22 protein-coding genes are annotated in these 26,231 nt (G+C 50.4%); 1 reads left to right on the top strand and 21 read right to left on the bottom strand.

Going from position 1 to position 26,231, the window contains the following annotated elements:
• Positions 1-151: 151 nt before the first annotated feature.
• The gene (locus tag FZ040_RS01600) at positions 152-607 is read left to right on the top strand and encodes a DUF441 domain-containing protein (protein WP_149170387.1); all 456 of its coding nucleotides are present in this window, start codon (positions 152-154) and stop codon (positions 605-607) included.
• A 56-nt stretch (positions 608-663) separates the two neighbouring features.
• On the opposite strand, the gene FZ040_RS01595 is transcribed toward FZ040_RS01600, so the two are convergent.
• The 21 genes from FZ040_RS01595 to FZ040_RS01500 form a co-directional block, all read right to left on the bottom strand.
• Positions 664-1,149, bottom strand: coding sequence for a flavodoxin family protein (locus FZ040_RS01595; RefSeq protein WP_149170386.1), 486 nt, complete (start codon positions 1,147-1,149; stop codon positions 664-666).
• 51 nt (positions 1,150-1,200) lie between these two features.
• Positions 1,201-1,515 carry a TIGR04076 family protein gene (locus tag FZ040_RS01590; RefSeq protein WP_149170385.1) on the bottom strand — a complete coding sequence of 105 codons (315 nt, stop codon included), beginning with the start codon at positions 1,513-1,515 and terminating at the stop codon, positions 1,201-1,203.
• Between the two features lie 161 nt (positions 1,516-1,676).
• Positions 1,677-2,171 (bottom strand): crossover junction endodeoxyribonuclease RuvC, encoded by a 495-nt coding sequence (gene ruvC, locus FZ040_RS01585; protein WP_074514909.1) that lies wholly within the window; start codon positions 2,169-2,171, stop codon positions 1,677-1,679.
• A gap of 64 nt (positions 2,172-2,235) precedes the next feature.
• On the bottom strand, positions 2,236-2,964 hold the full coding sequence (locus FZ040_RS01580) for a YebC/PmpR family DNA-binding transcriptional regulator (RefSeq protein ID WP_033169410.1): 729 nt from the start codon (positions 2,962-2,964) through the stop codon (positions 2,236-2,238).
• A gap of 156 nt (positions 2,965-3,120) precedes the next feature.
• The gene (locus tag FZ040_RS01575; protein WP_149170384.1) at positions 3,121-8,064 is read right to left on the bottom strand and encodes a two-partner secretion domain-containing protein; all 4,944 of its coding nucleotides are present in this window, start codon (positions 8,062-8,064) and stop codon (positions 3,121-3,123) included.
• A 138-nt stretch (positions 8,065-8,202) separates the two neighbouring features.
• Positions 8,203-9,906, bottom strand: a complete 1,704-nt coding sequence (locus tag FZ040_RS01570) for a ShlB/FhaC/HecB family hemolysin secretion/activation protein (protein WP_149170383.1) — start codon at positions 9,904-9,906, stop codon at positions 8,203-8,205.
• A gap of 96 nt (positions 9,907-10,002) precedes the next feature.
• A complete protein-coding gene (locus FZ040_RS01565) occupies positions 10,003-10,455 on the bottom strand; it encodes a CAP domain-containing protein (RefSeq protein ID WP_187620203.1) in 453 nt (150 codons plus the stop codon).
• Between the two features lie 394 nt (positions 10,456-10,849).
• Positions 10,850-12,058, bottom strand: a complete 1,209-nt coding sequence (tyrS, locus tag FZ040_RS01560) for a tyrosine--tRNA ligase (protein ID WP_149170381.1) — start codon at positions 12,056-12,058, stop codon at positions 10,850-10,852.
• 41 nt (positions 12,059-12,099) lie between these two features.
• Positions 12,100-14,199 (bottom strand): transglycosylase domain-containing protein, encoded by a 2,100-nt coding sequence (locus tag FZ040_RS01555; protein WP_149170380.1) that lies wholly within the window; start codon positions 14,197-14,199, stop codon positions 12,100-12,102.
• An 85-nt stretch (positions 14,200-14,284) separates the two neighbouring features.
• Positions 14,285-16,666 carry an endonuclease MutS2 gene (locus FZ040_RS01550; RefSeq protein ID WP_149170379.1) on the bottom strand — a complete coding sequence of 794 codons (2,382 nt, stop codon included), beginning with the start codon at positions 16,664-16,666 and terminating at the stop codon, positions 14,285-14,287.
• Positions 16,667-16,669: 3 nt separating this feature from the next.
• Positions 16,670-19,153, bottom strand: a complete 2,484-nt coding sequence (locus FZ040_RS01545) for a U32 family peptidase (protein WP_187620202.1) — start codon at positions 19,151-19,153, stop codon at positions 16,670-16,672.
• A 17-nt stretch (positions 19,154-19,170) separates the two neighbouring features.
• Positions 19,171-19,815 (bottom strand): SMC-Scp complex subunit ScpB, encoded by a 645-nt coding sequence (scpB, locus tag FZ040_RS01540; RefSeq protein WP_149170377.1) that lies wholly within the window; start codon positions 19,813-19,815, stop codon positions 19,171-19,173.
• A complete protein-coding gene (locus FZ040_RS01535; RefSeq protein ID WP_149170376.1) occupies positions 19,808-20,533 on the bottom strand; it encodes a segregation and condensation protein A in 726 nt (241 codons plus the stop codon). The genes scpB and FZ040_RS01535 overlap by 8 nt, the downstream gene beginning before the upstream one ends.
• A 15-nt stretch (positions 20,534-20,548) precedes the next feature.
• A complete protein-coding gene (locus FZ040_RS01530) occupies positions 20,549-21,169 on the bottom strand; it encodes a site-2 protease family protein (RefSeq protein ID WP_149170375.1) in 621 nt (206 codons plus the stop codon).
• A 24-nt stretch (positions 21,170-21,193) separates the two neighbouring features.
• Positions 21,194-21,751: an NUDIX domain-containing protein gene (locus FZ040_RS01525; RefSeq protein WP_149170374.1), complete on the bottom strand. Its 558-nt coding sequence runs from the start codon at positions 21,749-21,751 to the stop codon at positions 21,194-21,196.
• 74 nt (positions 21,752-21,825) lie between these two features.
• Entirely contained in the window at positions 21,826-22,305 is a 480-nt protein-coding gene (locus FZ040_RS01520; protein WP_149170373.1) for a hypothetical protein, read from the bottom strand.
• Between the two features lie 89 nt (positions 22,306-22,394).
• Positions 22,395-22,751, bottom strand: a complete 357-nt coding sequence (locus tag FZ040_RS01515) for a hypothetical protein (protein WP_149170372.1) — start codon at positions 22,749-22,751, stop codon at positions 22,395-22,397.
• A 157-nt stretch (positions 22,752-22,908) separates the two neighbouring features.
• Complete coding sequence (locus tag FZ040_RS13915; RefSeq protein ID WP_187620201.1) at positions 22,909-23,076, bottom strand: hypothetical protein; 168 nt, start codon at positions 23,074-23,076, stop codon at positions 22,909-22,911.
• Positions 23,077-23,162: 86 nt separating this feature from the next.
• Complete coding sequence (recN, locus tag FZ040_RS01510) at positions 23,163-24,866, bottom strand: DNA repair protein RecN (RefSeq protein ID WP_149170371.1); 1,704 nt, start codon at positions 24,864-24,866, stop codon at positions 23,163-23,165.
• A 25-nt stretch (positions 24,867-24,891) separates the two neighbouring features.
• Positions 24,892-25,344: an arginine repressor gene (gene argR / locus FZ040_RS01505; RefSeq protein ID WP_033169398.1), complete on the bottom strand. Its 453-nt coding sequence runs from the start codon at positions 25,342-25,344 to the stop codon at positions 24,892-24,894.
• A gap of 27 nt (positions 25,345-25,371) precedes the next feature.
• The gene (locus tag FZ040_RS01500) at positions 25,372-26,223 is read right to left on the bottom strand and encodes an NAD(+)/NADH kinase (protein WP_149170370.1); all 852 of its coding nucleotides are present in this window, start codon (positions 26,221-26,223) and stop codon (positions 25,372-25,374) included.
• Positions 26,224-26,231: the final 8 nt, after the last annotated feature.

The raw sequence follows: 26,231 nt of genomic DNA, 5'->3' as shown, positions 1-26,231 counted from the left end.
TCGTATACATTTACAATTGTTGCCTCCACACTCATCTCTTGAAACTAATTATACTATTTTATTTTCAAATTAGGAAGTTTCCTCTAATGGTTTCCATATCCCCCATCTCCGTGTATAATGATATAGTAATTCACAAAAGGAGCTGAACGATTTGTATATCGAATATATCACCTTAGGCGCGGTGCTGCTGCTTAGTTATATCGGCCATAATATGACGGTATTTTATGCGACAGCGATTGTATTAGGTCTGAAGATTCTCGGTCTTACAACGGCACTGAACGCTTTGGGCTCGCAGGGACTCAACTGGGGTATCATCATTTTGACGGCGGCGATTCTGGTGCCGATTGCCAATGGTACGATTACGATTCAGTCCATGCTCGATGCATTCCGCACCCATGCGGGAATCATCGCTATCGTAGCAGGTCTTTTGGCAGCGGTGGCTGGCGGCGGCGGCGTTGAACTTTTGCAGAACAGTCCCGATGTCATCCCCGCGCTGATTATCGGCACGATGGCAGGCGTCCTATTATTTCACGGCGTAGCGGTCGGTCCGTTGATTGCAGGCGGCCTTACCTACTTCATCCTTTGGATTTTAAAGGCCATTCACTAAATAAACGATAACTAAACGGCGTCTCATACTTCTACAAGTACGAGACGCCGTTAGTTTTATAATAGTTTAAGCAACTGCTCCCCCATCCGCTGACCATAAGTCATAAACAATTCCTTGAAACTCTCAATATCCTGGCTCATTCCCACCGGCCCCAGATGAATTACGGGCTTGCCGCAGGCAGAGCCGCCAGAGTAGGTCATCATCCCCATGACCATCATGAATACCAGCATTTCCTGGATGGCATTTTCCGCGCCTCCGTGGATATACTGCTCCGTGGCATAAGCGCCACCGAGCTTGCCTGCCAGTTTCAGCTTGCCTGCATTGCTCTCCAGCCAGCTTTTCATTTTCGCGGTAACAGAAGCCATATACGTTGGCGAGCCAAAAACTACCAGCTGAGACTGCTGGATATACGCAAAATCTGCATCATCGATATTGAAGCATCTTACCTCGATTTCGCCAATGGATTTCAGTCCCTCAGCGATAAAGGCTGCGGCCTTCTCAGTCGTATGCGTCCTCGAATCAAAAACTATGGCTGCTTTCATTTTATTCCTCCCATACTTATCCAGCGTTTCCCATTCGCGTCCAACCAATGCTCAGTTTGCATCCTCATCCATTGTTTCAAGCAGAAAACTTACCGGCCGGAAGCCGTCATTACAGGAAATCATCGCTGACCGTGGATTCTTCATCCAGCCATCGTATAAATTCTCCGCTCCATGTGCCAATCCCATGACAAAAGGAGACATGGTCTCCCAGGCACTCACACACAACCCCTCGGGCCTTTGCCAGCCATTGGCAATGAACACGGCTCCTGCCTCAATATCGCAGGCATGCTCAATAGGATTTTCATACTTCTCCATCAAATCCGGGTAACAAGCCTTCCGCATGACAGTTATCCGCACCTTCTTCATGCCAGCACCTCCTGCCGTAATTTTATCATAAAAAGGAACAACGGCGTTTCAACGAGGCGGGAGATATTGGCTCACCGCCTGTTAGTAAACAAGGAACTCGCCACCTATAGAGGTGGGAGACATCTTCTTCCGCGTTATGAATTATGATGTTGTCCGCTTCGTTATAACTGGTTCCGCCAGACGGCGTCATTCATGCAATAGGTCGTACAGATAGCGATGGCCAGGGCATCGGCCGTGTCATCTGGTTTCGGCGGCTCGGGCAGATGCAGGAGCTTGGTTACCATGTAGATGACTTGCTGTTTCGTCGCTTTGCCATAGCCCGTGACGTCCTGCTTGATTTGCATTGGCGTCCGCTCGACGAGCCGCAGGTTGTTCTGCGCCGCCGCCAAGAGTACCACGCCGCGCGCCTGACCGACGGGGATTGCCGTCGTGACGTTGCGGTTGAAGAAGAGTTTCTCGACGCCCATGACGTCCGGTTTATATTTTTTTATCAACGCATCAAGTTCGGTATGAATCTTGAGCAGCCGGTCTTCCATCTTCATATTCGGCGTTGTAAAGATTGAACCATAGGCGTGCGGAATCAGGCGGCTGCCTTTTGATTCGACAAAGCCATAACCGCAGATTGCCGTTCCCGGGTCAATGCCTAAAGCTAACATAAGTTCTCCTCTCGCGATAAGAAAATGGGCTCATCGTTTGAGCCCATTTTTATCCGTGTATCGATTACTCTTCGATTTCGTAGTTGCTGTAGACGTTCTGAACGTCGTCATTCTCTTCGAGAGCATCCTCGAGTTTCTGCATCTTCTCTGCATCTTCGCCCGAGAGTTTGACTGTGTTGTCCGGAACCATCGTGATTTCCGACGATGCCGTCTCGATACCTTTGGCCTCAAGTGCTGCCTCAATATCATCGTAAGCATCCGGCTCAGCCGTAATCTCAAAGACTTCGCCTTCGTCCTTCATGTCATCAGCGCCGGCCTCGAGAACGATTTCCATCAAGGCATCTTCATCTGCAAAGGTCTCTTTTTCCACCACGAAGATGGCCTTCTTCTGGAACATCCAGCCAACGCAGCCATCCTGGCCCAAGTTGCCGCCGTGTTTCGAGAACAGGTGGCGGACATCTGCAGCCGTACGGTTGCGGTTATCCGTGAGGATATCGAGCATGACAGCCGTACCAGCCGGGCCATAGCCCTCATAAGTCAGCTCTTCGTAGTTTGCACCTTCCGTCGTGCCCTCGCCCTTCTGGATAGCACGTTTGATGTTGTCTTTCGGGATGTTGTTGGCTTTTGCCTTCGAAAGAGCAAGTTTCAGACGCATGTTGCCCGTCGGGTCGCTGCCGCCCATGCGAACTGCAATCGTGATCTCACGGCCGATTTTCGTCGTGAGTGCACCGCGGATTGCGTCGTTTGCGCCCTTTTTACGTTTGATATTTGCCCATTTAGAATGTCCTGACATGAGGAACACCGCTCCTTTTTCTTATGTTTTTCCTCCTGGGTACAGGAGGAATTGATTCTGTACTAACTGGTTTAGTATACTACGTTTCAAAGTCTTCGTCAAATAATAGAGCTCCACCATCATTGGTGGAGCTCTACGTACGCAAAGCAGTACTATTTAGGAAAGATACACATAAATCGCATCCAAATCCTCAAGTTCCAATCCCATTTCACTAAAGGCAACATGCAAAGCTTTTGCCATAACATCCACATTATGACTTGCTTCGCCTCGCTGCACTGCCTGCTCCGCGCGGCTGTCAGCCGGATGGATTCCCAAAATCGAACCATCATAGCAAATCGTAAAGGTTGCGCTATCATCGGTTAGCGGAATCGCCTTGGTATATTCACGCTTCTGTTTGGCAACACTAGTCTTGGGAATTGCCAGTTGTCGCTCTACCGGGCTCATGGTTACGCTATTCGGTTGTACATCCAAGGCATAAGTACCGTCCGGGATCACTTGTCCATTCTTGACTTTTCCCACCGGCAGTTGGGCCGTGGTCAAACCGAGGACTTGCTCCACCGGATTTGCTTTATTTGCTGGTACAGACTCATAACCTGCTGTACCCGCCTGCAAAGCGCCTTCTGCATAGTCTAGCTGCGGCCGCTCTACTTTGGTATCCGCCGGTTCCGTTACGAGTTCCTCCAAATCTGGCAGAATCGGTGGATTGGTTACTTCATCCTCAGGAATCACTTGGGGATTTACCACCATCTTCATCTCATCAAGCCCGTTTAAATCGATTGGCAGCGTCTCATTGGGGTCAACGACTACCGTATCGACTTCGGCTGCTGGCTGGGAATTAATCACCGTTGGCGGCGTGATTTTGTATACGCCGTCATACTTAAAGCGATAATTTCCCACTACATCCCCCGAATTGAGCACCGTATCATCTGCGGAAAGATAAATGGAATAGGTATCTTCACTTTTCGCTGTCCCTAGCAAATAAGCCAAAGTTGGCATGGTAGTTGCCGTATCGCCATTTACCCACTGACCGCTGTAATCCTGTCCTAGTACCTCAACATTTGACGAGTCAAAACTTTCTCCTTGACCGGTCAAATTCAACACGATTTCATGAGGAGCAACGGTGGTCTTGCCAAGCTCTGGTTCAAATTCATAATTGGCCGCATCGTTGGGGTTCTCATAGGCTGCGCCAGTAAAATGGACTACATCCGTATAAGTCCCCACAGCAGGAGTCGTGCCCCCTGCTGGAATTTGATCCGCGTAATCCTCATCGAAGTGAAAGGTTGGATTGCTCAAGGATGCCCCATTCACCAAACCATGCCCCTGACCATCATCGGCAACCGCCTCAAGGGAAACGGCATAATCCGCCGAACCATAGGTGGTCGAAAGATTTACCCAAATGGGTACACTGCGCTTGTTGATGGTAAGCGTTGCTCCATTTCCCGCAGCCGCCTGATAACCATTTTGATAGGCATTGGTATTGACAAAGGAACTGTCATTCACATCCAGGTTAATGGCATAAATGGCGTTATAGCCATCCGCAGCAGCGGCCACACCACTCGTGCGGTCAGCCGTGGCGGCAAAGCCGATACTTGAAGCCACGCCAGCAACCTTGGCCGTGTTTATCACGGCATTTTCTGTGAAGGCTGCATACTGCGTCGTCTCTGCCTCTGCCTGCCACTCCGAAGCACCACTTAGGGTCTCGCCATATATTTTCTCCATATTCGCCGCCGTTAAGGTAACGGTGGGCTGATACTTGAAGATATAGCGTCCCGTCTCGGCTTCATCTTCCACTTGAGTGTAACTATAGGCATCAGAACCGCGATTCCAAAGGGCATAGGTATCGCTGTTTAAGTTGCTGCCAAAGTCATTTGCTGCCGGCGAACCAGAGTAAACCTTCCATTTACCACCTGTTCCCGTGACAATGCCCGCAGCTTCCGTAGATGTGTTCACAAAGCTGCCACTGCCTGCATCGAGGATTACGGCATCCGTTGCCGCCGATGCCGACTGAATGTTATGGCTAAGATTAATGCTGCTTGCAATCCCATCGGTTGCTACCTTGACTTTTCCACCAGCGGTTATGCCAGCTAGTTTAACCACACCGGCCGAATCTACCTGCACATCGCCACTGGTTGTCGTAATGCGGTCCCCGATGGTCACCCCCGCACCGCCTTGTAGGGTTACCGTGTTATCGGTATTCACCAAACCCGTATAACGGTCCGAATTTATTAGTGTCGGGTCAGCGTTCGCATTGGCACCAGCCGACAGGTTGACACCACCACCAACGGTGACTTTTCCCGCGGTAGTCACCTGCAAATCGCTTAAATGTACCGATTTGCCGATATTGCCACCAATATTTACCGCGCCACTGCCGCCCTGAAGCGACATAGCCGAATGCTCCGTATTGGTTTCCTGAATGAAACCGATGACGTTGCTGCACTGATTGTTGACATCGGCCCAACCGGCGTCTGCTTTCCAGTTTACACCCACAAACGGCTGGTCAATAACGCTATCGTTATTCGGTTCATTAAAGGGTTTATTGCCATGCTTCGGATCGTGGGACCAGCCCTGGTACATATTTTCCGCTACGATACCCTGTCCCTTACCAGTTGTCGTAAAGAACAGCGTACCCTTTCCATCATTGGCTTCGCCTTCCGGCCCCGTTACCCAGTAAAATTCTCGCCCTGCTGTGACCTCTTGGCCAACGACATCCGTCTTGCCACCGATTAATGCTTCATTTGGATTGCCCGCCATAAGCGAGCCAACAATCCAGTTTTCTAGTTCGGTGGTAATCGTCGCCAAATATTTATCGCCAATCGCCGAACCACCAGCAGTGCCTTCGCGGGCAGCTATCTCCGCCAATTCCCAACGCGTCAGGATGGATTCATGATTTATCGTTCTGTTATAGGCCCAGTTCGTGAGAATATGCTTTGCTAACTGAGTATATTCTTTATCGTTCAACTGATTAAAATCTTTTGCTTCATAGGTTATATCGTTAACCGCGCCATTCAGGCCAAGTTTCACGTGATCTTTATAATATGTCCTTACCAATTCAGTAGCAGCATCCCCTGTAGGCAGGGGAGCATTATTGATTTTTTCATAATCCATAAAGCATCTTGCTTCGATTTCGGCGCGTTCTTCAGGCGTCAGCTGTTCAAAGGATTTCCAAACGTAACTCTTTAAGTAATTTTCATAGTAAATCCCTGCAATACGCTTGAGTTCCGGGTCATTCTTCACCGAATTTTGCAATGTTGGTCCTACGATAGGGTTGGCAAATAACCGGTAGGAATTTGCTGAATCCACGTTGCCGCCAATATGGATATCGCCACCACTGCCATCCACGGTAGTCGTGTCGATTACCAATTTTCCTTTGTTAAGGCCTAGCGCCACATCTCCATAAAGGGATGCTTTACCGCCATTGGTTACGATTCTGCGGTCCCCATCCACGGGGTAATTTCCCTCAGCATCTTTTTCATCATTGGCATGTCCAAAATAAGTTCCCACGCGGCCAGCGTCTATCGTCTCGCCGCAGCCAGCAGTGAAGTCGCCGCCATTGGTCGTAATATCGCGGTTAATGATAACCATACCTTTGGCATCACCGTCAGTATCAGCATGCAGATTAACATTCAGCTTGCCCGCCGTCGCCGTAATCGGAGCGTTGACTATGACATTTTGCTGTGCCTGCAAGGTTAGGGTTGCCTCACTGTTTTCCAAACCATAGGCAGCCGCAATGCCATTCATTTTCGAAACGGATTTCTCAATGGGTGCATTTACCGCAATATTGGAAATCCCCAGCGAATAAATCTGCCCCTTAGGATCATTATGATTGGCGTCCAAGGCCTGAATTCTAACACTGGTTCCATTGCTCAATCGCCAGCTGATATAATCGGCACTAAGATAACTGTGTTTTTCCTCATCCGCTTCACTTTCGCTGTTATAGTTTTGCACCGTGGAAACTACGTCACTGCTTCCAGGGGTGATATCGGTGTAACCCGCTGGGGCCTCGTTGCTGATAATGATATCTACCGGATCAATAAACCACTCGCCTGCCTTTCCCGTAAGGCCCGCCGCATCGATTACCGCCTGCGTATCCACACGCAAAACATCGCCAGAGGTTTCAATCAAGCCGCCATTGCCCTGACCAACAGCTTTCAGCACAGCCGCAGCTTCGATATTGGTATCCTCACCAAGTACGCGAATGATGCCGCCGTTTGCTCCTTTTTCCAATCCCGACACGTCAAGGGTACCGGAAACATTTACCTGACCATGGCTGCCACCATCTAAGATTATCTCGCCGCGGTCATTGACACTAAGGTTCTTTGCCTCAACAATTCCCGAATGATTGACCACTTCGCTGAGCATATCGCCAGCGCTCTTAGCCGTCATAATCACCCGTCCACCTGCAGCATTAATGGTTCCACTATTGAGGACATGGGCCTGAGCTGCTTCCCCACTAGCAGTAAAGTTCAGTTTTCCCGCGGTGTCGATAGAAAGATCCAGATTTTTCACCGCACTTAATGCCACCTGGCCGCCTGCATTTTCAATGCTTCCCGTGTTCTGCACTACGGATGCATGCAAGGCCACTAAACCACCCTGGGCCTTGATATCCGCAGCATTAACAATGTGTCCCGTCGATGTTTCATCGAGCTTCAAGGTGATTGCCTCCACGCCCTCACCAAAGCTCGTCATGAAACGGTCATCTACCTTAGCCGTTGAAGCCACCAGACTGCCCGTGTCAATTTGTGCCCCTTGGCCAAATAGGATTCCGTTGGGATTAATCAAAAAGACACTGCCACCGGCTTTTAAGTTGCCATAAATCTCCGAAGCCTTGTTGCTTATCACGCGATTTACGGCAATATCATGGGCCTGCTGCCGAAATTCCACCGTTTCTCCTTGGTCGATGTCAAATTTCTGCCAATCCAAGGCCACATGCCGCGTCTGCTGGTCCACAACTAATGTGTGATCATCCCTGCTGATTTCGGCCTTACCCGACCGAACTTTACCGCCTTCCGGAGCCGCTTCTACATTAGCAAACGAAAAAGTAGAAACCGTAAGCCCCACAGCTAATGCCAAATGCCATGTCTTCCTCCGTGAAGTTTTCATAGGCCCTCCCCTCCTTCACCATAAGTCGATAAAGTATCCTACTACATATATTATATCGTAAAAACCATCCAAAAGTTAAGTCTATTTTCTGAAATCGAAGCGTTTTAATTTCTTTCTAATTCTATTATAAGAGTTTTCTTAAAAATAAATACCGCCGCGAAGCCAAAGATGACCGCTGGAATTATGACGGTCGTTACGCGGCTGCTCAGCACCGATTGGCCAAGCGTAATCAACCCGCAGGAAACACTCATCCGAACGCGTAAGCAACGCGCCGATGCCAGCCCCCTGCAAGCACCGGTAATTTTCTCCATTGCCCTGATGATGACGTTCTATCTTTACGCCGCCATGGTCGAAGAATCCCGCCAGCTGAACTTGATTTTTATCCTTTTGCCATACCGGGTAACGAAGTTCTGCCCGCAGTAAATACCCTGTATCGCCAGAAGCTTCACTGGCCGGATAAGCCCGCACGCCCGTTGCCCCGCCCAGCGAAAAGTGTTCCGAAGAATCGAGATTATGGCTTGCCACTTGCCCCCGGGCCGATAACAGCAAATTGAATTTATGGGGCAGCCGCTCAAAGTGCTGCCAATTCAGCCGCATTTTATGGAATGTCCCAGCAGTTTGTGCCAGCTTATCCTGCGTCCGTCCAGCTTCATCGCGGAACCCCAAAGTTCCCCATTTGTAATCCATACGCCAGCTGGAAACGCCTCTGCTCACTGGCTGCTCGCCGTATAGCGACGCCACCACGCCATGGCTGTACTTGCGGACACAGGAATCCGTAACCCGGATTTCATCGGCCAGCGTAGTATGTTCATAATGAAGCCCGGCATAAACATTCCGGTACTGGCTCCGCACCATCGCATATTCCAAGCCCGCCGTAAGCGTCCGCGATGTTCCATAGGCCTCCAGCGGGCGATAGATATCCCCCAGATGATACGATAACATGTTATACCCCAGTGATGCTTTCCAGCCATCGTGCAGCACGGGCAGCGAATAGTTGACATTATAGCTGTACAATTCCTCACCCGTCATATTGCCAGCCACTGCCAGCTGCCCGCCTTCGTGTTCGGGATTTAAAATATCATACGACAGGCCATAGGTATTGTAATTGGTATAGCGATTGCCATAATTATCGCCAGTTATTGCGCCGCATTTTCCTTTGTGCGGCGCCAATTCAATCTGCACGTTGACCGTACCGTACTGCTCGCCTGGAGATAATTTGGCGCGCGCATTAGCGCCCGCCAAATCCGATAAAAGCCAAACCGCCCGTTCCAATTTTTTCCGGTTCAAATATTCGCCTGGTTTCATGAAACCAAGCTCCCGGTTCACGATGTAATCGTGAATTTTGGTTTTGTTCTCGACTTTGACCGTTCCGAGCCTGCCCACGACAATTGTGTACTCTACAATGCCGTTATTGATTTTTTGCGCGGGCAAATAGGCCCGCGCCATCAAATAACCATGCTGGCGAAAATACGCCGTGAGTTTGTCGGCCCCCGCCTGCAGCTCTTTAAACGCCACCATGCGTCCCTGATATTCTTTTAACAGCTGCTGCAAATCCTTTTCCGCATAAATGTCCTGGCCGGTTATCCGAAAGCCAGTGACATTAATCTTTACCTCGCCCGCCATGGAGAGCTCCGGCTTTTCCTGTTCGGGGACCGCTATCGCAGCACTGCCATCGCCCAAACCTGGGAGTTCTACCGCGTTGTTTCGTTCGTCGCTGGACAAGGTACCCGCATCGAGCGGAGGAACTACGGCTGGTGCTCCCATAGCCGTCTCACTCCAGGCAGTGAGCGCTATTATTATTCCCACAGCGGCTTTCCTGCCAGTCAATACTTTTCCTGCCATCAGTCATCCCTCACTTTACGTAAACAAAAAAGGAATGTCCCAGCCGTTGGCCAAAACATTCCCGTAGATATAGATTTCGTCAGCAAACTCATCCCATTAATTGCATGCCATCTCCTGTGCTACATAATAGCGGCCATCGGCTGCTTTTTTGCAGGAAACGCCCATTTTCGTATAATGGCGATTGAGTAAGTTGGCACGATGCGTCGGCGAATTCATCCATGCACGAACGATTGCTTCTGCATCATCCGATTTGCTAACTGCCAGGTTCTCACCGAACCAGGAATAAGATGCGCTATTCTCTAAAACCGATTTAACTTCGCGGCCATCTGGACGCTGATGAGCAAAACGAACCATCGACTCTTCGGCACGAACAACCGATGCTGCCGTAAGCTCATTATCCAACGTCATCGGGGCTACACCTGCACTGATGCGAACTGCGTTCACATAATGCAAAATCTCGCTATCGAGATTTGCTGCCGACGCCGGCGAAACTGCGAAAACGAGGAGCGCGAATGCCAGCAGGGAAACCATCCGCCGCCAGCTTTTCATTTTTCTCGCCTCTTTCGTTTGTCGCTTCATTATCCTCTTATGAGTACCAAGTTTCCACGCTTCGCACCCTCCTGCCATAGGCAGGGAAGATTCAAAATCCACTACAAACCAGCGAATCCCTAATCCCTGGATAGGATTAAGGTGTTCCCTTGCTGGCTCAGCCATCGCATGACTGTAACGCTTTCGATTCCGCTATTAAGTTTTAGAATATCTCTTGCTACTTATATTATAAATGAAAATAAGCAAACAAGCAATATTTTTCTTGACAACAACCGTTACTTATGTAACCGTCTGGCCAACCTGTTGTCAAAACATCTTACTTTCGTATTCGCTGCCAGAAAAAAAATTCCTGCCGGCTTAGCGCATTAATTGCATTAAACCGACAGGATATGAATTATTTTACGAGCTTATAATATTTTTTCTTGCCCTTCTTGAGAATAGCCTCGCCATCCTTAAAGTCTTCATCTGTCAATACATAATCAACATCGGAAACTTTGACATCGTTGAGCGCCACACCATTCTGCTGAATCAGGCGGCGGCCCTCGCTCTTGGAAGCAACGATTTTGCCAGCTGCCATGACATCAAGCAGTTTCGTACCAACAGATGCCGGAACTTCTGGAATGTTGGCGCCAGCACCCGAACCACCAAACATAGCCTCAGCAGCTTTCTTGGCATCTTCTGCGGCCTGTTCGCCATGAACAATCTTTGTGACTTCATAGGCCAGGACTTTCTTGGCTTCATTGATAGCCGAATCCTGCAGTGCACCGAGACGGCGTACTTCGTCCATCGGCAGGAACGTCAAAAGTGACAGGCACTTTTCAACGTCAGCGTCATCGACATTGCGCCAGTACTGATAGAACTCGTACGGGCTCGTCTTTTCCGCATCAAGCCAGAGAGCACCGCCAGCCGTCTTGCCCATCTTCTTGCCATCGCTCTTGGTTAAGAGCTTATTCGTCAAGCCATAGACAGCCGTGTTGTTCTTGCGGCGGTTGAGCTCGACACCGGCAATGATGTTCGACCACTGGTCATCGCCACCCATCTCGAGTTTGCAGCCATAACGGCGGTTGAGTTCGAGGAAATCATAGCCCTGCATGACCATATAGTTGAACTCGAGGAACGTCAGGCCCTTTTCCCAACGCTGCTTATAGCATTCTGCTGCCAGCATGCGGTTGACCGTAAAGCAGGCACCGACATCGCGAAGCAAGTCGATGTAGTTGAGCTTGCGAAGCCAATCGCCATTGTTGACCATGATGGCCTTGCCATCGCTGAAGTCGATGAAGCGGGCAATCTGCTTCTTAAAGCATTCGCAGTTATGCTCGATGTCTTCATCCGTCAGCATTTTGCGCATATCCGTGCGGCCCGTCGGGTCGCCAATCGTGCCGGTGCCGCCACCGACCAAACAAATGGGACGATGTCCGGCACGCTGCATGTGGGCCATCGCCATCAAGGCGATAAAATGACCGGCATGCAGGCTGTCAGCCGTCGGGTCAAAACCAATATAGAATGTGACCTTCTCTTTATCAAATAGTTCACGCAGTTCTGCTTCGTTCGTGCACTGCGCAATAAATCCACGTTCTTTTAAAGTGTCAAATACATTTGCCAACAAACTCTCTCCTTTGAGGTCACCTGTAAACGAAATATCAATTAGTTGCGGGATTTGGAGATGCCGCCGCCCGGCTCAGGAGCAACTGCGTCCGGCATCGACTGCGAATCGCCGCCATTTGCACCGCCCGGTCCCGGGACTGCTTTGCTCGGATTCTGCTTGCCATTCTTGGCATCCTTGGCGTCTTTCTTGTTCTCGCCTTTCTTCTTGACTTCCGTCTTCTTGTCGTTTTCCAGTTCGCCGATGCTATCGTGTTTACTAGCGGCCGAACCGTCAAAATTCTTGGCAGGGGTCTGTGCCAGTGCCTTTTCCATAAAGTTTTTCCAAATTTGCGCTGGCAGCTGGCCACCCATAACACCGTTCATGGCCGTGTTATCATCGTTGCCGACCCAGACACCGCAAACCAAATCTGGCGTGTAGCCGACGAACCAGGCATCGTGATAATTGCTGGTCGTACCAGTCTTACCAGCTGCCGGGCGGCCGATATTGGCACGAGAACCCGTACCGCCCTTTTTGATAACGCCTTCGAGCATATCCGTAAGTTCGGATGCACTGCTTTCACTGATTACGCTGCGCTGTTTTACCTCAGCCTGCTCGAGCACCTTGCCATTGCGGTCCAATACCTTGACAATGACAACCGGGTCGACATGAACGCCCTTATTGGCAAACGTGCAGTAAGCGCTCGTAAGCTCCATCGGCGTTACGCCCTTGGTCAAACCGCCCAAAGCCGTCGACAGCGTGCGGTCGTTTTGCGGGCCATCAAGTACAAACGTCGAGATACCCATTTCCTGTGCATAGTAAATCGGCTTATCGATACCGAGTTTCTGCGCAATCTTAACCGTCGGTACGTTCATCGAGAAGCGGGCAACATCACGCATGGTGACTTTGCCACTGAAATGGCCGCTGTCATTCTGCGGACGCCAGCCATCGATGTTAATCGGGCTGTCATCGATGATGGTGCTCGGCGTGAATTTATCCTCGAGCGCAGCAGCGAAGACAAACGGTTTAAAGGCCGAACCCGGCTGACGGACAGCCATCGTCGCACGATTGAACTGATCCGTACCGCGGCCGCCCACCATGGCCTTCACATAACCATTGTGCGGGTCAATTGCCACCAATGCACCCTGCGGCTGCTGAATCTTATTGGCATCGACCTTGATATCCGGCAAGTTCTTCATAGCGGCTTCCGCTGCCCGCTGCATATCCATGTCGATGGTCGTATAGATTTTCAAACCTTCTTTGTAGACTGCATCCGCACCGTATTTATCGATGAGAACCTGCGTCACATATTCAATGAAATAGGACGCCTCCGAAGTCTCTTTCTTCTTGACCGGTTTGACAATGTTGAGTTTTTCCTTTTTAGCTTTAGCGGCTGCGCTGCTATTGATATAGCCGTATTTTTCGAGCTGGTCGAGTACAACTGCCTTGCGCTCCATAGCCGCCTCCATATTATTCATCGGCGAATAATAATTCGGGCTCTTCGGAATACCAGCCAGTATTGCGCATTCGCTAAGCGTCAGGTCTTCGACATTTTTGCCGAAATAGGTCTGTGCCGCCGCCTGAACGCCGTAAGCACCCTGACCAAAGTAAATCTGGTTCATGTACATTTCCAGGATTTCCTGTTTCGTGTACTGACGCTCGAGCTGGATTGCCAGAAATACTTCCTGGATTTTGCGCGTCATCGTACGTTCCTGCGTGAGGTACGCGTTCTTCGCAAGCTGCTGGGTGATTGTCGAACCACCCTCTGATACGCCGCGGCCGCGAATATTGGCGTAAAGTGCACGCAAGATACCGCGCGGGTCTACGCCATTATGTTCATAGAAGCGATTGTCCTCGACGGCCACGAAAGCATTCTGAAGGTCCTTAGGAACCTGCTGAATCTTAACGGGGCGCCGGTTCTCCGCCGCGTGAACATTGGCAATCTCGTTGCCATTAATATCATAAATCTGCGATGATGCCGGTGGCAGAATATCATTTGCTAAATCCGGCTTCGTATTCATACTGGCAGTCAAAAAACCACAGCCAATTCCGGTAACCATGACCAGTAAAACCAATCCTAATCCCAGAAACACGCGTTTCGCGGTGCTGCTGCCTTTTTGTGTGGGACGTTTTTGACGGCTCGTATTTGAATGTCTATCCATGAGCTGCCTCCTTAAATTTATACTGTTTCATTTTAACACAAAACGAATGCATCGTCTATGAAATCAACAGCCCGAAAAAATATCCTTATTTCAACGCTACCACCGTAGCACCGGTTCCGCCTTCATTAATATCGGCAAACTGGAAACTTGAAACGTTGCGATGACGTTTCAGATACGCATGAACCCCTTTGCGAAGGGCACCCGTTCCCTTGCCGTGAATGATGAGAACCTGAGTAAGCCCCGCAATCACCGCATCGTCAATGAATTTTCCCAGCGTCATTTCGGCTTCGTCGACCATCATGCCACGGATGTCAATATCCCGGCCGATGTTCTGCGTCTTCTGCAGAAACGACCCCGACTGTGTGCTTCGCTTCTTGCCGCTCATCATCGGCTGCGGCTTTTCCTTTTCGGCATGAGACAGGAACGTGCAGCCCGAAGCCTTGACTTTAGTGCGAAGGCTGCCGAGCTGAACGGTCAGTTCTTTGCCCTGCACTTCGATGACCGTTCCCTTCTGGTCCAGCTTCTTGACATAGATTACATCCCCTGGCAGAAGTTTTTTGACATCAATTTTCTGGCCAACGCCCTTCTGGGCCATAATGCCAGGTCTTGCCTTCTCCGATGCCTCATTGATTTTCGCGCGGGCTTCGGCAATTGCCTGCTGACGGGCGCGAATGCCCTGATCATCAAACTGCTCCTTGAGGTCCTTGATGACTGCTTCCGACTCGCGGCGCGTCTGGCGGATCATCGCCGCACTCTTTTCCTTGGCCTTGCGAATGATTTCGCCCTTTTGCTTTGAAAGTTCACTCTTGGCATTTTGCAGCTTCAGTTCCAATTGCGTAACCCGCTGCTGGCGCTCGCGAATCTCGGCATTCATCTGCTCATACATCATCTTTTCGCTTTCGAGCTGATTGATGACATGTTCAAACTGCGCATGGTCCGCCTTGACGAGCTGCTTTGCCCGCAAGATGAGCGACTCCGAAAGCCCCAACCGCTGGCTGATGGCAAAGGCATTGCTGGCGCCTGGGATGCCGATGAGCAGCCGGTATGTGGGCCGCAGCGTCTCAACATCAAATTCCACGCAGGCGTTTTCAATCCCCTCCCGCGTGTAGGCAAACGTCTTGAGTTCCGAGTAATGCGTCGTAGCTACGGTCGTTGCCTTGACATCAAGCAGCCGTTCCAATATCGACATTGCCAGAGCCGCACCTTCTTCCGGGTCCGTTCCAGCACCAAGCTCATCGAGCAGCAGCAAATCGTCGCTCTCGACCTTATCGAGAATCCGGACGATATGCGTCATGTGCGCTGAAAACGTCGAAAGACTTTGCTCGATACTCTGCTCATCGCCGATATCGGCATAAAGATTCTGGTAAACGGCAATCTCTGAATCCGCATCGACTGGCAGATAACAGCCTGATTGGGCCATCAGGACCATGAGGCCGAGCGTCTTCATGCTGACGGTCTTACCGCCGGTATTTGGTCCCGTTATGAGCAGCATGCGATAATCTTCGCCGAGCGTAATGCTCGTCGGCACGACCTTGTCCCGCGGGATCAGCGGATGACGCGCGTTCTTCAGCACCGTGCGCCCCTCTTCATTGATAAGCGGCTTTACCGCCTCCATATCACGCGCAAGCTTTGCCTTGGCAAAGGCAAAGTCAATATCGCGGAGAATTTCACAATTGGCCGTGAGCGGCTCGCTTTCGCGGCTGATTTCCTGCGACAATTGGCGCAGGATGCGCTGTACTTCCTGCTGCTCAGCCAGCATCAGCTGTTTTACATCGTTGTTGAGTTCGACCACAGCCATCGGTTCGATGAAAAGTGTTGACCCGCTGGCTGACTGATCATGGATAAGGCCAGGGAAATGCGTGCGGTATTCCGCCTTAACCGGAATTACATAACGCTCATCGCGAACGGTGACAATCGCATCCTGAAACATCTTCTGATACTGCGCGTCATGAAGAATGCCGTTAATCTTGTCTTTGATGCGCACCTGCGAACTCTTGAGTTCCCGGCGGATGCGGCGAAGTTCCACACTGGCATCTTCGCGCATATTGCCGTGCTCATCAATTGTCAGCGAAAGATTGCGCTCGAGCTGGCCGAGGATTTCGATGGAATGCGCCCATTCTTTGAGCACGGGTACTTCCATCTCCAAGTCGCGGAAGAAACGCTTTACCGTGCGCATGGCATAAAGGGTACTCATGACCTCCTGCAATTCGGCTAAATCCAGCACGGCACCTTTTCCCGACTTCGCCAGCATGGGGCGGATATCACGAATCCCGCCGAGTGGCGGCGCCGTCATCGCATAGACCGTAACGGCTTCCTCCGTCTCCTGCAGCCATTCGCTGATTTCGCTAAAATCCGAGCTCGGGTAAAGATCCCGTGCCTTTTCCTTCCCCAGCGAAGACCCTGCCCGCTCCGCCAGCATCTCCGTGATTTTTTCGTATTCTAATATTTTAAACGATTCGTTTTCCATTTATCAAAGAACTCCCCGGTAATAGTGACCTCGTGTGATTTCGCTGCCTTCCTGTTCTTTTACCCAGGCCTCCTGCGCTTCGTCAAGTTCAGACGGAAGTTTCATGGCTTTGCGATAGGCTTTGACGATATGGCGAATTTCGCCTTCAGTCATGGCTTTGGCCTCTATGCGCATCGCTATGCCCATGGGCGCAAATTTCATGGCATGGGGCAACATCGACAGGCACTTGCTGTTCAGTACGTGCATGTGGCAGTACTGATCCATGACTAAGGGGAATCTGGCTTCTTTGCGGTCCTTTAAAGCGTAATGCCCTTTCGTGCATGGCTGAGTGCAAGCGCCGCCATCGACGCCGCCCAAGAAACTGCCCGTCACACAGTATTCCGAAATCATAAGTTCCAGCCGTCCGTGGACAATGCAGGTAAGCGGCAATGCACTTTCCTTGGCAATCTCCTGGATTTGCTTGAGATTGAGCTCGGGCGAAAGCGTAGCTTCCGCCACTCCGTATTCCCTGAGAAATGCCAGCGTATTTTTATTATAGGAAATCAATGAATAATCCGCATGAACCGGAAGCTTAGTCAGGCGTTTTACCAGCGCCAATGCACCGATATTATGAACATGAACCGCATCGGGCGGACACGTCTCCTGCCATGCCACAAGCAGTTTTTCGATGGATTTTTGATGATTCTCTTTGATGATGCGCGGAAGGTTAAAGTCGATGCGCACCTTGGCCGCTTTCGCAAGGTTCCAGGCCTGCTGGTAATCTTCAAGGGCAATCGCCTTATGCGCGTAGGATTCACCGCCAAAGAGAATGCCATCGGCACCGCTGTCAATCGCAGCTTTCAGCTTCGCGACGGAATCAACGGCAACCATCAAGCTGGCCGTTTTCGCCGGCAGCGGCCGTGTTTCCTGTAAGGCTTCCAGCTGGCGTTTTGGATAACGGAACTCCGCCAGGCGAAGTTCGTCAAGCTGTTCCACCGCTTTACGGCGGGCTTCGTTGATTTCACTCATGGGAATCATGACTTCGCCATCAATCGTAATCGTAAGCGATTCGAGCTCGTAAACCGAAGTACCGAGCCGATTGATTTGCTTTTGAACCGTCTCTTCCGTAAGCGGCCGTTTCCGCGCCAGTTCACCAATAAATTCTGTTGACGCACTGGTCTTGTGCCCCTTGCCATCATCGAGCAGGATGGTCAGCGGTTTGCCAATCGCCGCGGTAACCGTGGCCGAAATCGGAATGCGGCGCACGGGCGCCCCCGAAGCATACATTTCCTTGCCGGCTTCCATGAGACTCGCATCATAGACCTTAAATACGCGGTCGTGGTCACGGACTGCCGAAGGAATCGCAAAGGATACCGTATCGCCAGCTGCGCCGCTTTCGATATTCCTGCCTTTGGCATCCCAAAGTTCCTGAATCGTTGCCGTAACGCGTCCGCCAACTTTTACCCAGAAATCCACCTGGTCGCCAAGGCTTAGCGTGCCACTGAGCTTTACCGTCACAATCCGTTTGTCCCAATCATAACCGCTGACGCGGCCAATGAGCAGCCCGCGGTTGTTCGGACGCCGGTCGCTCATCATATTTTTGCCCGGACGATTGAGCAAGAACGCCGTCGTAAAGTCGCGGTTGAAAATCTGCGCCAGATTGTCGCGCGACTGTTCCGATACCTTATAGCCCTCGCCCGCATAATAGGTGTCGATGGCACCGCGATACGTTCCGACTACAGTCGCAACATATTCGGGGCGCTTCATGCGGCCTTCGATTTTAAGCGACGCCACACCGGCATCGATAAGTTCGGGAATAATATCAATCGTATTGAGGTCACGCGGCGAAAGCAGATAGTTTCCCGCCTGGCTTCCGAGCACATCGTCTCCGTTTTCGTCGACCAGCGTATAGGGCAGACGGCAGGGCTGCGCACAACGGCCACGATTGCCGCTGCGGCCGCCAATCATGCTGCTCATGAGGCACTGGCCAGAATAGCAGACACAGAGCGCGCCATGCATGAAGACTTCAATCTCCACGCTGCAGTTCGCACAGATGTGACGTATTTCCTTGAGCGATAATTCACGCGACAGCACGACTCGCGTAAAGCCCAGGCTTTGCAGCGCCAAAACGCCTTCCAGACTATGAACGGTCATTTGTGTGCTCGAATGAAGCGGCAAATCCGGCACAGTCTCCCGCGCGAGTTTCGCCACGCCCAAATCCTGTACCAGTATCGCATCAGCCCCTGCTTCGTAAAGGAAGCGCAGATAGTCACGAACTGCCGGGATTTCTTCATCGCTGACAATCGTATTTACGGTAACATTAATAAGCACACCCCGCAGGTGTGCAAAACGGATGGCCCAGCGCAGGCCATCCTCATCAAAATTATTTGCATAGGCGCGGGCACCAAACATGTTCCCCGCCAGATATACTGCATTCGCACCACTTTCGACAGCCGCAATAAGCGCTTCGCGGCTGCCTGCCGGTGCCAATAATTCTACCAATTCCATTTCCTCCTGAAAAGAGTTTAGGACTCTTCCTGATTCTCTGTTGAATCGCTGTCTTCTGTCTGCTCTGTTTCCTGCAGCTGACGGACTTCGTTAAATAATTCCATCTGCTCGGCATCAAGGCCAGCTGCTGCCTCTTCGGTCGTAGGCAGGTCCGGCAAATCCTCCAGGGAATTAATGCCGAAACAACGAAGGAATGTATCCGTCGTTCCATACAGGATAGGCCGGCCGATTACCGCCTTGCGCCCCACTTCGGCAATGAGCTCAAGTTCCATGAGCTTTTGCAGGGCACGTTCGACGCGAACGCCGCGGATCTGCTCGACTTCGGCCTTGGTTATCGGCTGCTTGAACGCGATGATGGAAAGTGTCTCCATCGTCGGTGCCGAAATTTTACGGTCCACGACTTCGGTCAGGCGTTCTACTACGGTAAACGCTTCGGGACGCGTCGCCATCTGATAGCCGCCGGCGACCTGCCGTATGGTCAGTCCGCTTCGTCTGGCATCGAGTGCCTGCGAAAGCTCCTGCAGCAGATTTTGCGTTCCCAAAACATCAAGCTGCAGGATGCGGGCAAGTTCCGCCGCCGACATCGGATTGCCTGCGGCAAAAAGAACGGCCTCAAGCATGCCGAGTTCCGTAATATCCAGCCGCTGTGCCGGTTCAGTCATCTTCTTTTTCCTCCCGGGTACATATATAGATTTCCGCAAACGCGCGCTGCTGTTTCACGGTAACAGTCTTTAACTTCATAAGCTCAAGCAGTGCCAAAAACGTTACGATGAGTTCATTGCGCGTGCCCGTCTCAAACGCTTCGGAAAATAACAGCCGGCCATGGCTTCGCGCAAGCAAGGACAGGATATCGGCCATCTTGTCCTTGATGCTAAACGTCTCCGGTGTTACCAAAGCCTTCGGAATCGATAATTCCTGTTTGACCGATAAAACCGTGTGAAACGCTTCGACTAAAAGTTTTAGCGACAGATTTCCGGGCGGCAGATGATGAACCGGAAGCTCCATGGGCTCACGGCTCACAAATCGCTCCTGTACGCCTGCCATATCGCCTAAGACACCGCTGACCTGTTTAAACTTGCGGTATTCCAAAATGCGCGCAACCAGTTCGAGGCGCGGGTCTTCTTCTTCCCCTTCCTCGTTTTTCTCCGGTTTTGGCAGCATCATCCGCGACTTGATCTGCAGAAGCGTTGCGGCCATGACCAAAAATGAACTGGCAATCTCGATATTGAATTCGCGGAAACGATCAAGATATTCAACATACTGCCGCGTAAGCTCGGCAATCGGTATGTCATAAATATCAATCTTATTCTTTTCAATCAGATGCATCAAAAGGTCCATCGGGCCTTCAAAGGCATCTATCTTTACTTTGTAATCCTCCATATCCAAAATAAATCCTTAAAATAAAAAAACTATAATGGAATAGAAGAAATCCAATATATATTGCATCATAGGTAGCAAAATCAACCTAGGTATTGGCAGTATCAAAATTAGAATCAATAGGATAAAACTATATCGTTCCAAAGATTCAAAATGATAAGCTAAGTCACGAGGCAAAAGCTGTTTTAAAACATGGGAACCATCCAGCGGTGGCAGCGGGATCAGATTGAAAATGGCAAAACAGATGTTATACTCAGTTATAAGCTTGAAGACGAGTATCCCCCCTTTGTCATGTATCTGACTGCTCAAAATACACAAAAAAAGCAAAGCTATAAACGCTGTTATAAGATTAGCCACCGGGCCAGCCAATGACACCAAGATATCATCACGGCGCGGCTCTTTAAAATTATGAGGGTTTATCATAACCGGCTTAGCCCAGCCAAAATGAGCTACTAACAACATAATCATACCGATTGGATCGACATGGGCACGCGGGTCAAGCGTCAACCGTCCCATCATACGCGGCGTAAAATCGCCCAACCAAACGGCTACCTGCGCATGAGCATACTCATGAACGACCATGGCAATAATCAGACCTGGCAGTCCAGCCACAATATACATCAGATTAAAATCAAACATCTCATTCCTCCATAATTATGGGTTTTATTTTTCCTGTTTCTCTCGCAGGCGGCGTTCCACCAATAGAATTGATGCGGCCGACTTGGCATCACAAATCCTTCCGTCAAGCACCATCGCCACAGCCTCTTTGAGGGGCATCTTCACCACATTGATGAACTCATCTTCATCGGGATGCTGTTTTCCCGGCGTAAGACCTTCAGCCATATACATGTGAATGTATTCATTCGAAAAACCAACCGTCGTCGCAATCGTCGAAAGCTTAGTAATCGTTTTGGCTTCGTAGCCGGTTTCCTCCGAAAGCTCGCGCTTGGCACAAACTAACGGATCTTCGTCCGGCGCATCAAGTTTCCCTGCCGGAACCTCCAACGTAATCTTGCCGATAGGATAACGATACTGACGAACCAGAATCACTTCGCCCTCCGGTGTAAGCGGAAGTATCGACGATGCTCCCGGATGCGAAATCCATTCGCGCGTTGCTTGATTGCCATTGGGAAGCGTAACCGTGTCGCGCTTGACATGAAGCAACGTACCATCAAAAATATCTTCACTGCTGACTTTCTTCTCGATTAATTCTTCGCCCATCATAGCGCCCCCTATTTGTTCATATCTTATTTATTTTACTATGGGATTTCAATGATTTCAAGCCTTCCCAGTGCTTAGCGGAAAACGGTCCACAAAACCAGCACCACGGCAAGCAGGCACTTCCCGCTGACAACAATCATCGACAAACTCATCCAGGCCGATGTTGCATCCATATATTCGGTCATGCGGTCCGCGATTTCGTCCGGCTCATCTGCCGCCATGATTTTGCGCATGCGATAAAAATCCACCAGCGAATCGACAATCAGCGCCCCGGCCACAAAATAAAACGCCCACTGCTGCCAAGGGCGAAGCTCCGCGTATTGATACGTGAAAAAGAATCCGAGCCCGTCAATTGCCAGCAGCGTCACAGACATCAGCAAAAACACCCGGCCAATGCTTTTTCCCGAGAAAAATTTTCCCATGGACTCAATCTCATCCTGCCACTGCTTCCGCTCTTCTTCATCGATATCGGGGCCGGTATGGGCCAGCAATGTCTGCAAAGCATAGCCGCTTATCAGCAGCCAAAAAATCGCATAACATTGAATTCCTAACATATTATACTCCTCCTGTTACTGATATCCATCCATAAGTATACAAAGCAAAGCGCCCCATTGCAACTGCAATGAGGCACTCCTTCCTCCATTTAACGGCGGCGTTTGACTTCCGGCCATGGATGAATATGTTTTGGATTCGTAGCTACTCCGTCGAGTCCACACCATCGAGACGAAAACGATTCGATAGATGCTTTCCTTTTTTTCGTTTTGCCATTCCGGGAATCAACCACTACAAGGTTCGATACATTTACCACTTGTTTTTCTTCCTGCTCCGAAACTTTGGCACAGCCACAACCACAATCCTGGATGTAATTGCTTTCGAGTTCTTCCTGGGAAAAAATCGTGAAATTACCACAGGCACAACGGCACCAATAGTACTCGCTGCCGAATTTATCCTTGCGCCCGGTCGATTCCAAAACGGTAATCTTTCCAAACTGCTTGTCCAAAATCCAGTTCTCCTCCCTATCGAGGACTTCAATCAACAATCCACTTTATTATATTTCTACTTCAATCGGCAAACTCCTGCCATCATAAGTTCTTTTTTACAAAAGAAGAGCCTCTTGTCGCAAAACAAAAGGCTCTTCTCTCATTTCATCCGAAATCTTATACCCGGATTATGGCTACATTCTCCATTTCGATATCCGAGTGGTCCTCCACGACCATCTCAGACACCGGCATCGAATCCTCGGTCACTTCCACTGCTACGACTTCGTAGCTGATGCTCCAGCCACCACGGAATACGCGATGACCAGTTGGTACATATTCTTTCACTTTTTTCCTTCTTTCCAAATCCTTTACAATCCTTTATAAGGATATCATGCTTTGAAAAAAAGTCCATATAATTTTTTACAAAAATATCAGCGTAAATTGTTCTTGAATACCATCGCATGACTTACCATTTCTTTGGCATTGTCAAGGGATGCGGTCGTGACATCGACACCAGAAGCCATGCGGGCCACTTCGCTGATGCGCTCCCGTTCGGTAAGCTGATGCACCTGCGTATTTGTCGCCCCATCTGTTGTCGATTTGGAAATGTAGAGATGAATATCGGCCATGCAGGCAATCTGCGGCAGATGCGTAATACAAAGGACCTGTTTATTCTTGGCCACCAGCGCAATGCGCTCGGCAACCATCTGGGCTGTGCGGCCGCCGATTCCTGTGTCAATCTCATCAAATACCATACTCGGAACCGACGCATCGCGTGCGGCAGCCACCGTTTTGATGGCCAAGGCAATACGCGAGAGCTCACCGCCCGAAGCAACTTTCTGCAAGGGCTTTTCCGCTTCGCCAGGGTTAGCGGAAAAGTACATAGCGACGGCATCCGCCCCTCTCGGCTGGAACTTGCCCGCCCGCGTGACGGCAATGCGAAATACTGCCTTGGGCATCCCCAATGCCAAAAGCTGTTTCCCAATAGCTGTTCCGAGCTCTTTGGCTGCCTGGACGCGAAGCTTCGTCACGGCTTCGGCCTTTGCCTCAAGCTCCTGTTGCAGTTTTTCAATTTGCTTGGCCAGTTCCTGCATGTCGTCGTCATAGTTTTCGATATCCTGCAGCTCCTGCCGGACTTTTTCCTGATGGGCCAGGATATCTTCAATCGTAGCCCCATACTTTTTGCGAAGCTTGTAGATGACATCCATGCGGCGCTGAAGCTTGTCCAGTTTTTCGGGGCTGAACTCCATGCCCTCGCCATAGTCGCGAAGCTCATAGGCAGCTTCCTGCAGGGAAATAAATGCCTCTTCGACCATCTTCTGCGCGTTAGCCATTGACTCGTCAAAACGGCTCATATCCATGAGATTCTTCTTGACCCGCGAAAGTGCGGCCAGAACGCTTCCGCCTTCTTTGGAACCATTTTCGAGCAGGTTGTACGATTCTTCGACAAAGCCCGCAATCTTTTCGGCATGCGAAAGCTTCCGAATCTGTGCCTCGAGCTCTTCATCTTCCCGCGCTTTTAACTGAGCGCCTTCGATTTCCTTATCCTGCCAGCGAAGCATGTCAAGACGCTGCGCGTATTCACGCGAAGCCTGCTCCTTTTCGGCGTACTGCTGGGAACAGCTGCGCCAATTGTCATAGACCTGCCGGTAAGCGGCCAGCGCTTCCGAAAGTTTTGGGTCGTAACCATCCAGCAAATTAAACTGGCTTTCTTCCTTTAACAAGGCCAGATTTTCATTTTGACCATGGACATCCACTAAAAAAGAACCAATCTGCTTTAAAACCGCCAGCGTAACATGGCAGCCATTTACGAGAACCATACTGCGGCCGCCGCGGGTCACCTGACGCGTGATAATGAGCATCCCCTCAGAATCATCAATCGCCTGTGACGTTAGAAACGCGTGCAGTTCCGGCAATTCCTGTTCCAGTGAAAAAACAGCCTCGACGCGCAGCCAATCACACCCCGTGCGGATGGAATCCGACGAGATGCGCTGTCCTAAGATTGCGCCCAAAGAATCAATCAATATGGATTTACCTGCACCGGTCTCACCGGTCAGGATATTGAGCCCTGGACCAAACTCCACCTGAACATGTTCCAGCAAAGCAAAATTCCAAACGGTCAAAGTTTTCAGCATCGAAGAAAATCTCCTTTAGTGTGCATCATTTCAAATAAGACTGCAGACGGTGCAGAATTTTTTCCGTAGCCTCTTTTGGTTTGATGACCATGATGATGTTATCGTCGCCGGCAACCGTGCCGATGACTTCCGTCCAATTGGCATGATCCAAGGCCGATGCTACAGTATTAGCTCCGCCCGGCAGCGTTTTGACCACAATGATGTTCTCACTGTAATCGCAAGCGGTAACCGTATCAGCAAACAGCCGATGCATGCGCTCTTCCGTGAACAAAATGGCGTTCTGCATCGGCGACGCATACCGGTAGCGTCCGTCACCAGTCGGCACCTTAATGAGCATCAATTCTTTGATATCACGGGAAACCGTAGCCTGGGTTACCTGAATGCGGCGTTCCCGCAGCGCTTCGGCCAAATCCTCCTGCGTCTCGATAACTTGATTGTCAATGATATTTTTGATTACGGCATGACGTACACTTTTCATCTGTCCACCTCTCCTTGTCTAACGATATCAGGCGTCTTTCCAAAGTTTCGTCCGCAGAATTTGGTAATAATCCTTGTCTTCAAACTTCACAATGCCAGCCTGTACATTTGATTTCATAACGGTCACTTCATCTCCCGGCAGCAGGCGGAAACTTTCCTGTCCATCGAATGTCACGATGATATCCTGATGGATTGCCGCAATCTGAATGTGAACCACATCATCCTCGCCAACCACCAACGGCCGCATATTAAACGTATGCGCACAAATCGGTGTAATCAGCAAGGCCCGAATATTCGGATTCATAATCGGGCCGCCGGCCGAAAGCGAATAAGCCGTTGACCCCGTTGGCGATGATACAATAACTCCATCGGCCTTGTAATCAATTAAATGTGATTCGTTAATGCTGAGCCCCAAATGAAGCATGCGGGCTACCCCGCCCTTGGTCACAACGACATCGTTGATGGCATGGCCAAGGAAGCGTTCCTGTCCACTCGATTTCACAAAACCAGCTAGCAGCAGGCGATGTTCAATCTGGTAATCTCCCTCGAGGATTTTCTGGAGTTTCGTCTCCAGCTCGCTTAGCTCAATATCGGCCATAAAGCCAAGCGTGCCAATATTAATGCCGCAAACCGGCACGGACCTGGCTCCGTAACGGCGGCACACCCCGAGCAATGTCCCATCGCCGCCAATACTCAGCGCAATGTCGGCGTCAATTTGCTCAATATTCGGTACACCGTATTCTTCGAAGCCAAAGAAACGCGACTCATCAATCGGCATGACGAGCTTCACGTCCTTATCCCGGTAAAAATCCATAATACGGCTCAGTACTTCAGGAGCCTGAGGTTTATCCACATTCGGAAAAATGGCGATCGTCAGCATTACATCAC

The organism is Pseudoselenomonas ruminis (genome assembly GCF_008271295.1).
GTDB lineage: Bacteria > Bacillota > Negativicutes > Selenomonadales > Selenomonadaceae > Selenomonas_A > Selenomonas_A ruminis.
This window is presented reverse-complemented; position numbering and strand designations above follow the sequence as displayed.

Coding starts and splice junctions, on each gene's coding strand:
- FZ040_RS01595 (WP_149170386.1), bottom strand. CDS start 1,149: ATGAAAGCAGCCATAGTTTTTGATTCGAGGACGCATACGACTGAGAAG.
- FZ040_RS01545 (WP_187620202.1), bottom strand. CDS start 19,153: ATGGAATTGGTAGAATTATTGGCACCGGCAGGCAGCCGCGAAGCGCTT.
- FZ040_RS01565 (WP_187620203.1), bottom strand. CDS start 10,455: ATGAAAAGCTGGCGGCGGATGGTTTCCCTGCTGGCATTCGCGCTCCTC.
- FZ040_RS01520 (WP_149170373.1), bottom strand. CDS start 22,305: ATGTTAGGAATTCAATGTTATGCGATTTTTTGGCTGCTGATAAGCGGC.
- FZ040_RS01570 (WP_149170383.1), bottom strand. CDS start 9,906: ATGGCAGGAAAAGTATTGACTGGCAGGAAAGCCGCTGTGGGAATAATA.
- FZ040_RS01575 (WP_149170384.1), bottom strand. CDS start 8,064: ATGAAAACTTCACGGAGGAAGACATGGCATTTGGCATTAGCTGTGGGG.
- FZ040_RS01525 (WP_149170374.1), bottom strand. CDS start 21,751: ATGGGCGAAGAATTAATCGAGAAGAAAGTCAGCAGTGAAGATATTTTT.
- ruvC (WP_074514909.1), bottom strand. CDS start 2,171: ATGTTAGCTTTAGGCATTGACCCGGGAACGGCAATCTGCGGTTATGGC.
- FZ040_RS01555 (WP_149170380.1), bottom strand. CDS start 14,199: ATGGATAGACATTCAAATACGAGCCGTCAAAAACGTCCCACACAAAAA.
- FZ040_RS01530 (WP_149170375.1), bottom strand. CDS start 21,169: ATGTTTGATTTTAATCTGATGTATATTGTGGCTGGACTGCCAGGTCTG.
- FZ040_RS01550 (WP_149170379.1), bottom strand. CDS start 16,666: ATGGAAAACGAATCGTTTAAAATATTAGAATACGAAAAAATCACGGAG.
- scpB (WP_149170377.1), bottom strand. CDS start 19,815: ATGACTGAACCGGCACAGCGGCTGGATATTACGGAACTCGGCATGCTT.
- FZ040_RS01590 (WP_149170385.1), bottom strand. CDS start 1,515: ATGAAGAAGGTGCGGATAACTGTCATGCGGAAGGCTTGTTACCCGGAT.
- argR (WP_033169398.1), bottom strand. CDS start 25,344: ATGAAAAGTGTACGTCATGCCGTAATCAAAAATATCATTGACAATCAA.
- recN (WP_149170371.1), bottom strand. CDS start 24,866: ATGCTGAAAACTTTGACCGTTTGGAATTTTGCTTTGCTGGAACATGTT.
- FZ040_RS01500 (WP_149170370.1), bottom strand. CDS start 26,223: ATGCTGACGATCGCCATTTTTCCGAATGTGGATAAACCTCAGGCTCCT.
- FZ040_RS01580 (WP_033169410.1), bottom strand. CDS start 2,964: ATGTCAGGACATTCTAAATGGGCAAATATCAAACGTAAAAAGGGCGCA.
- FZ040_RS01535 (WP_149170376.1), bottom strand. CDS start 20,533: ATGGAGGATTACAAAGTAAAGATAGATGCCTTTGAAGGCCCGATGGAC.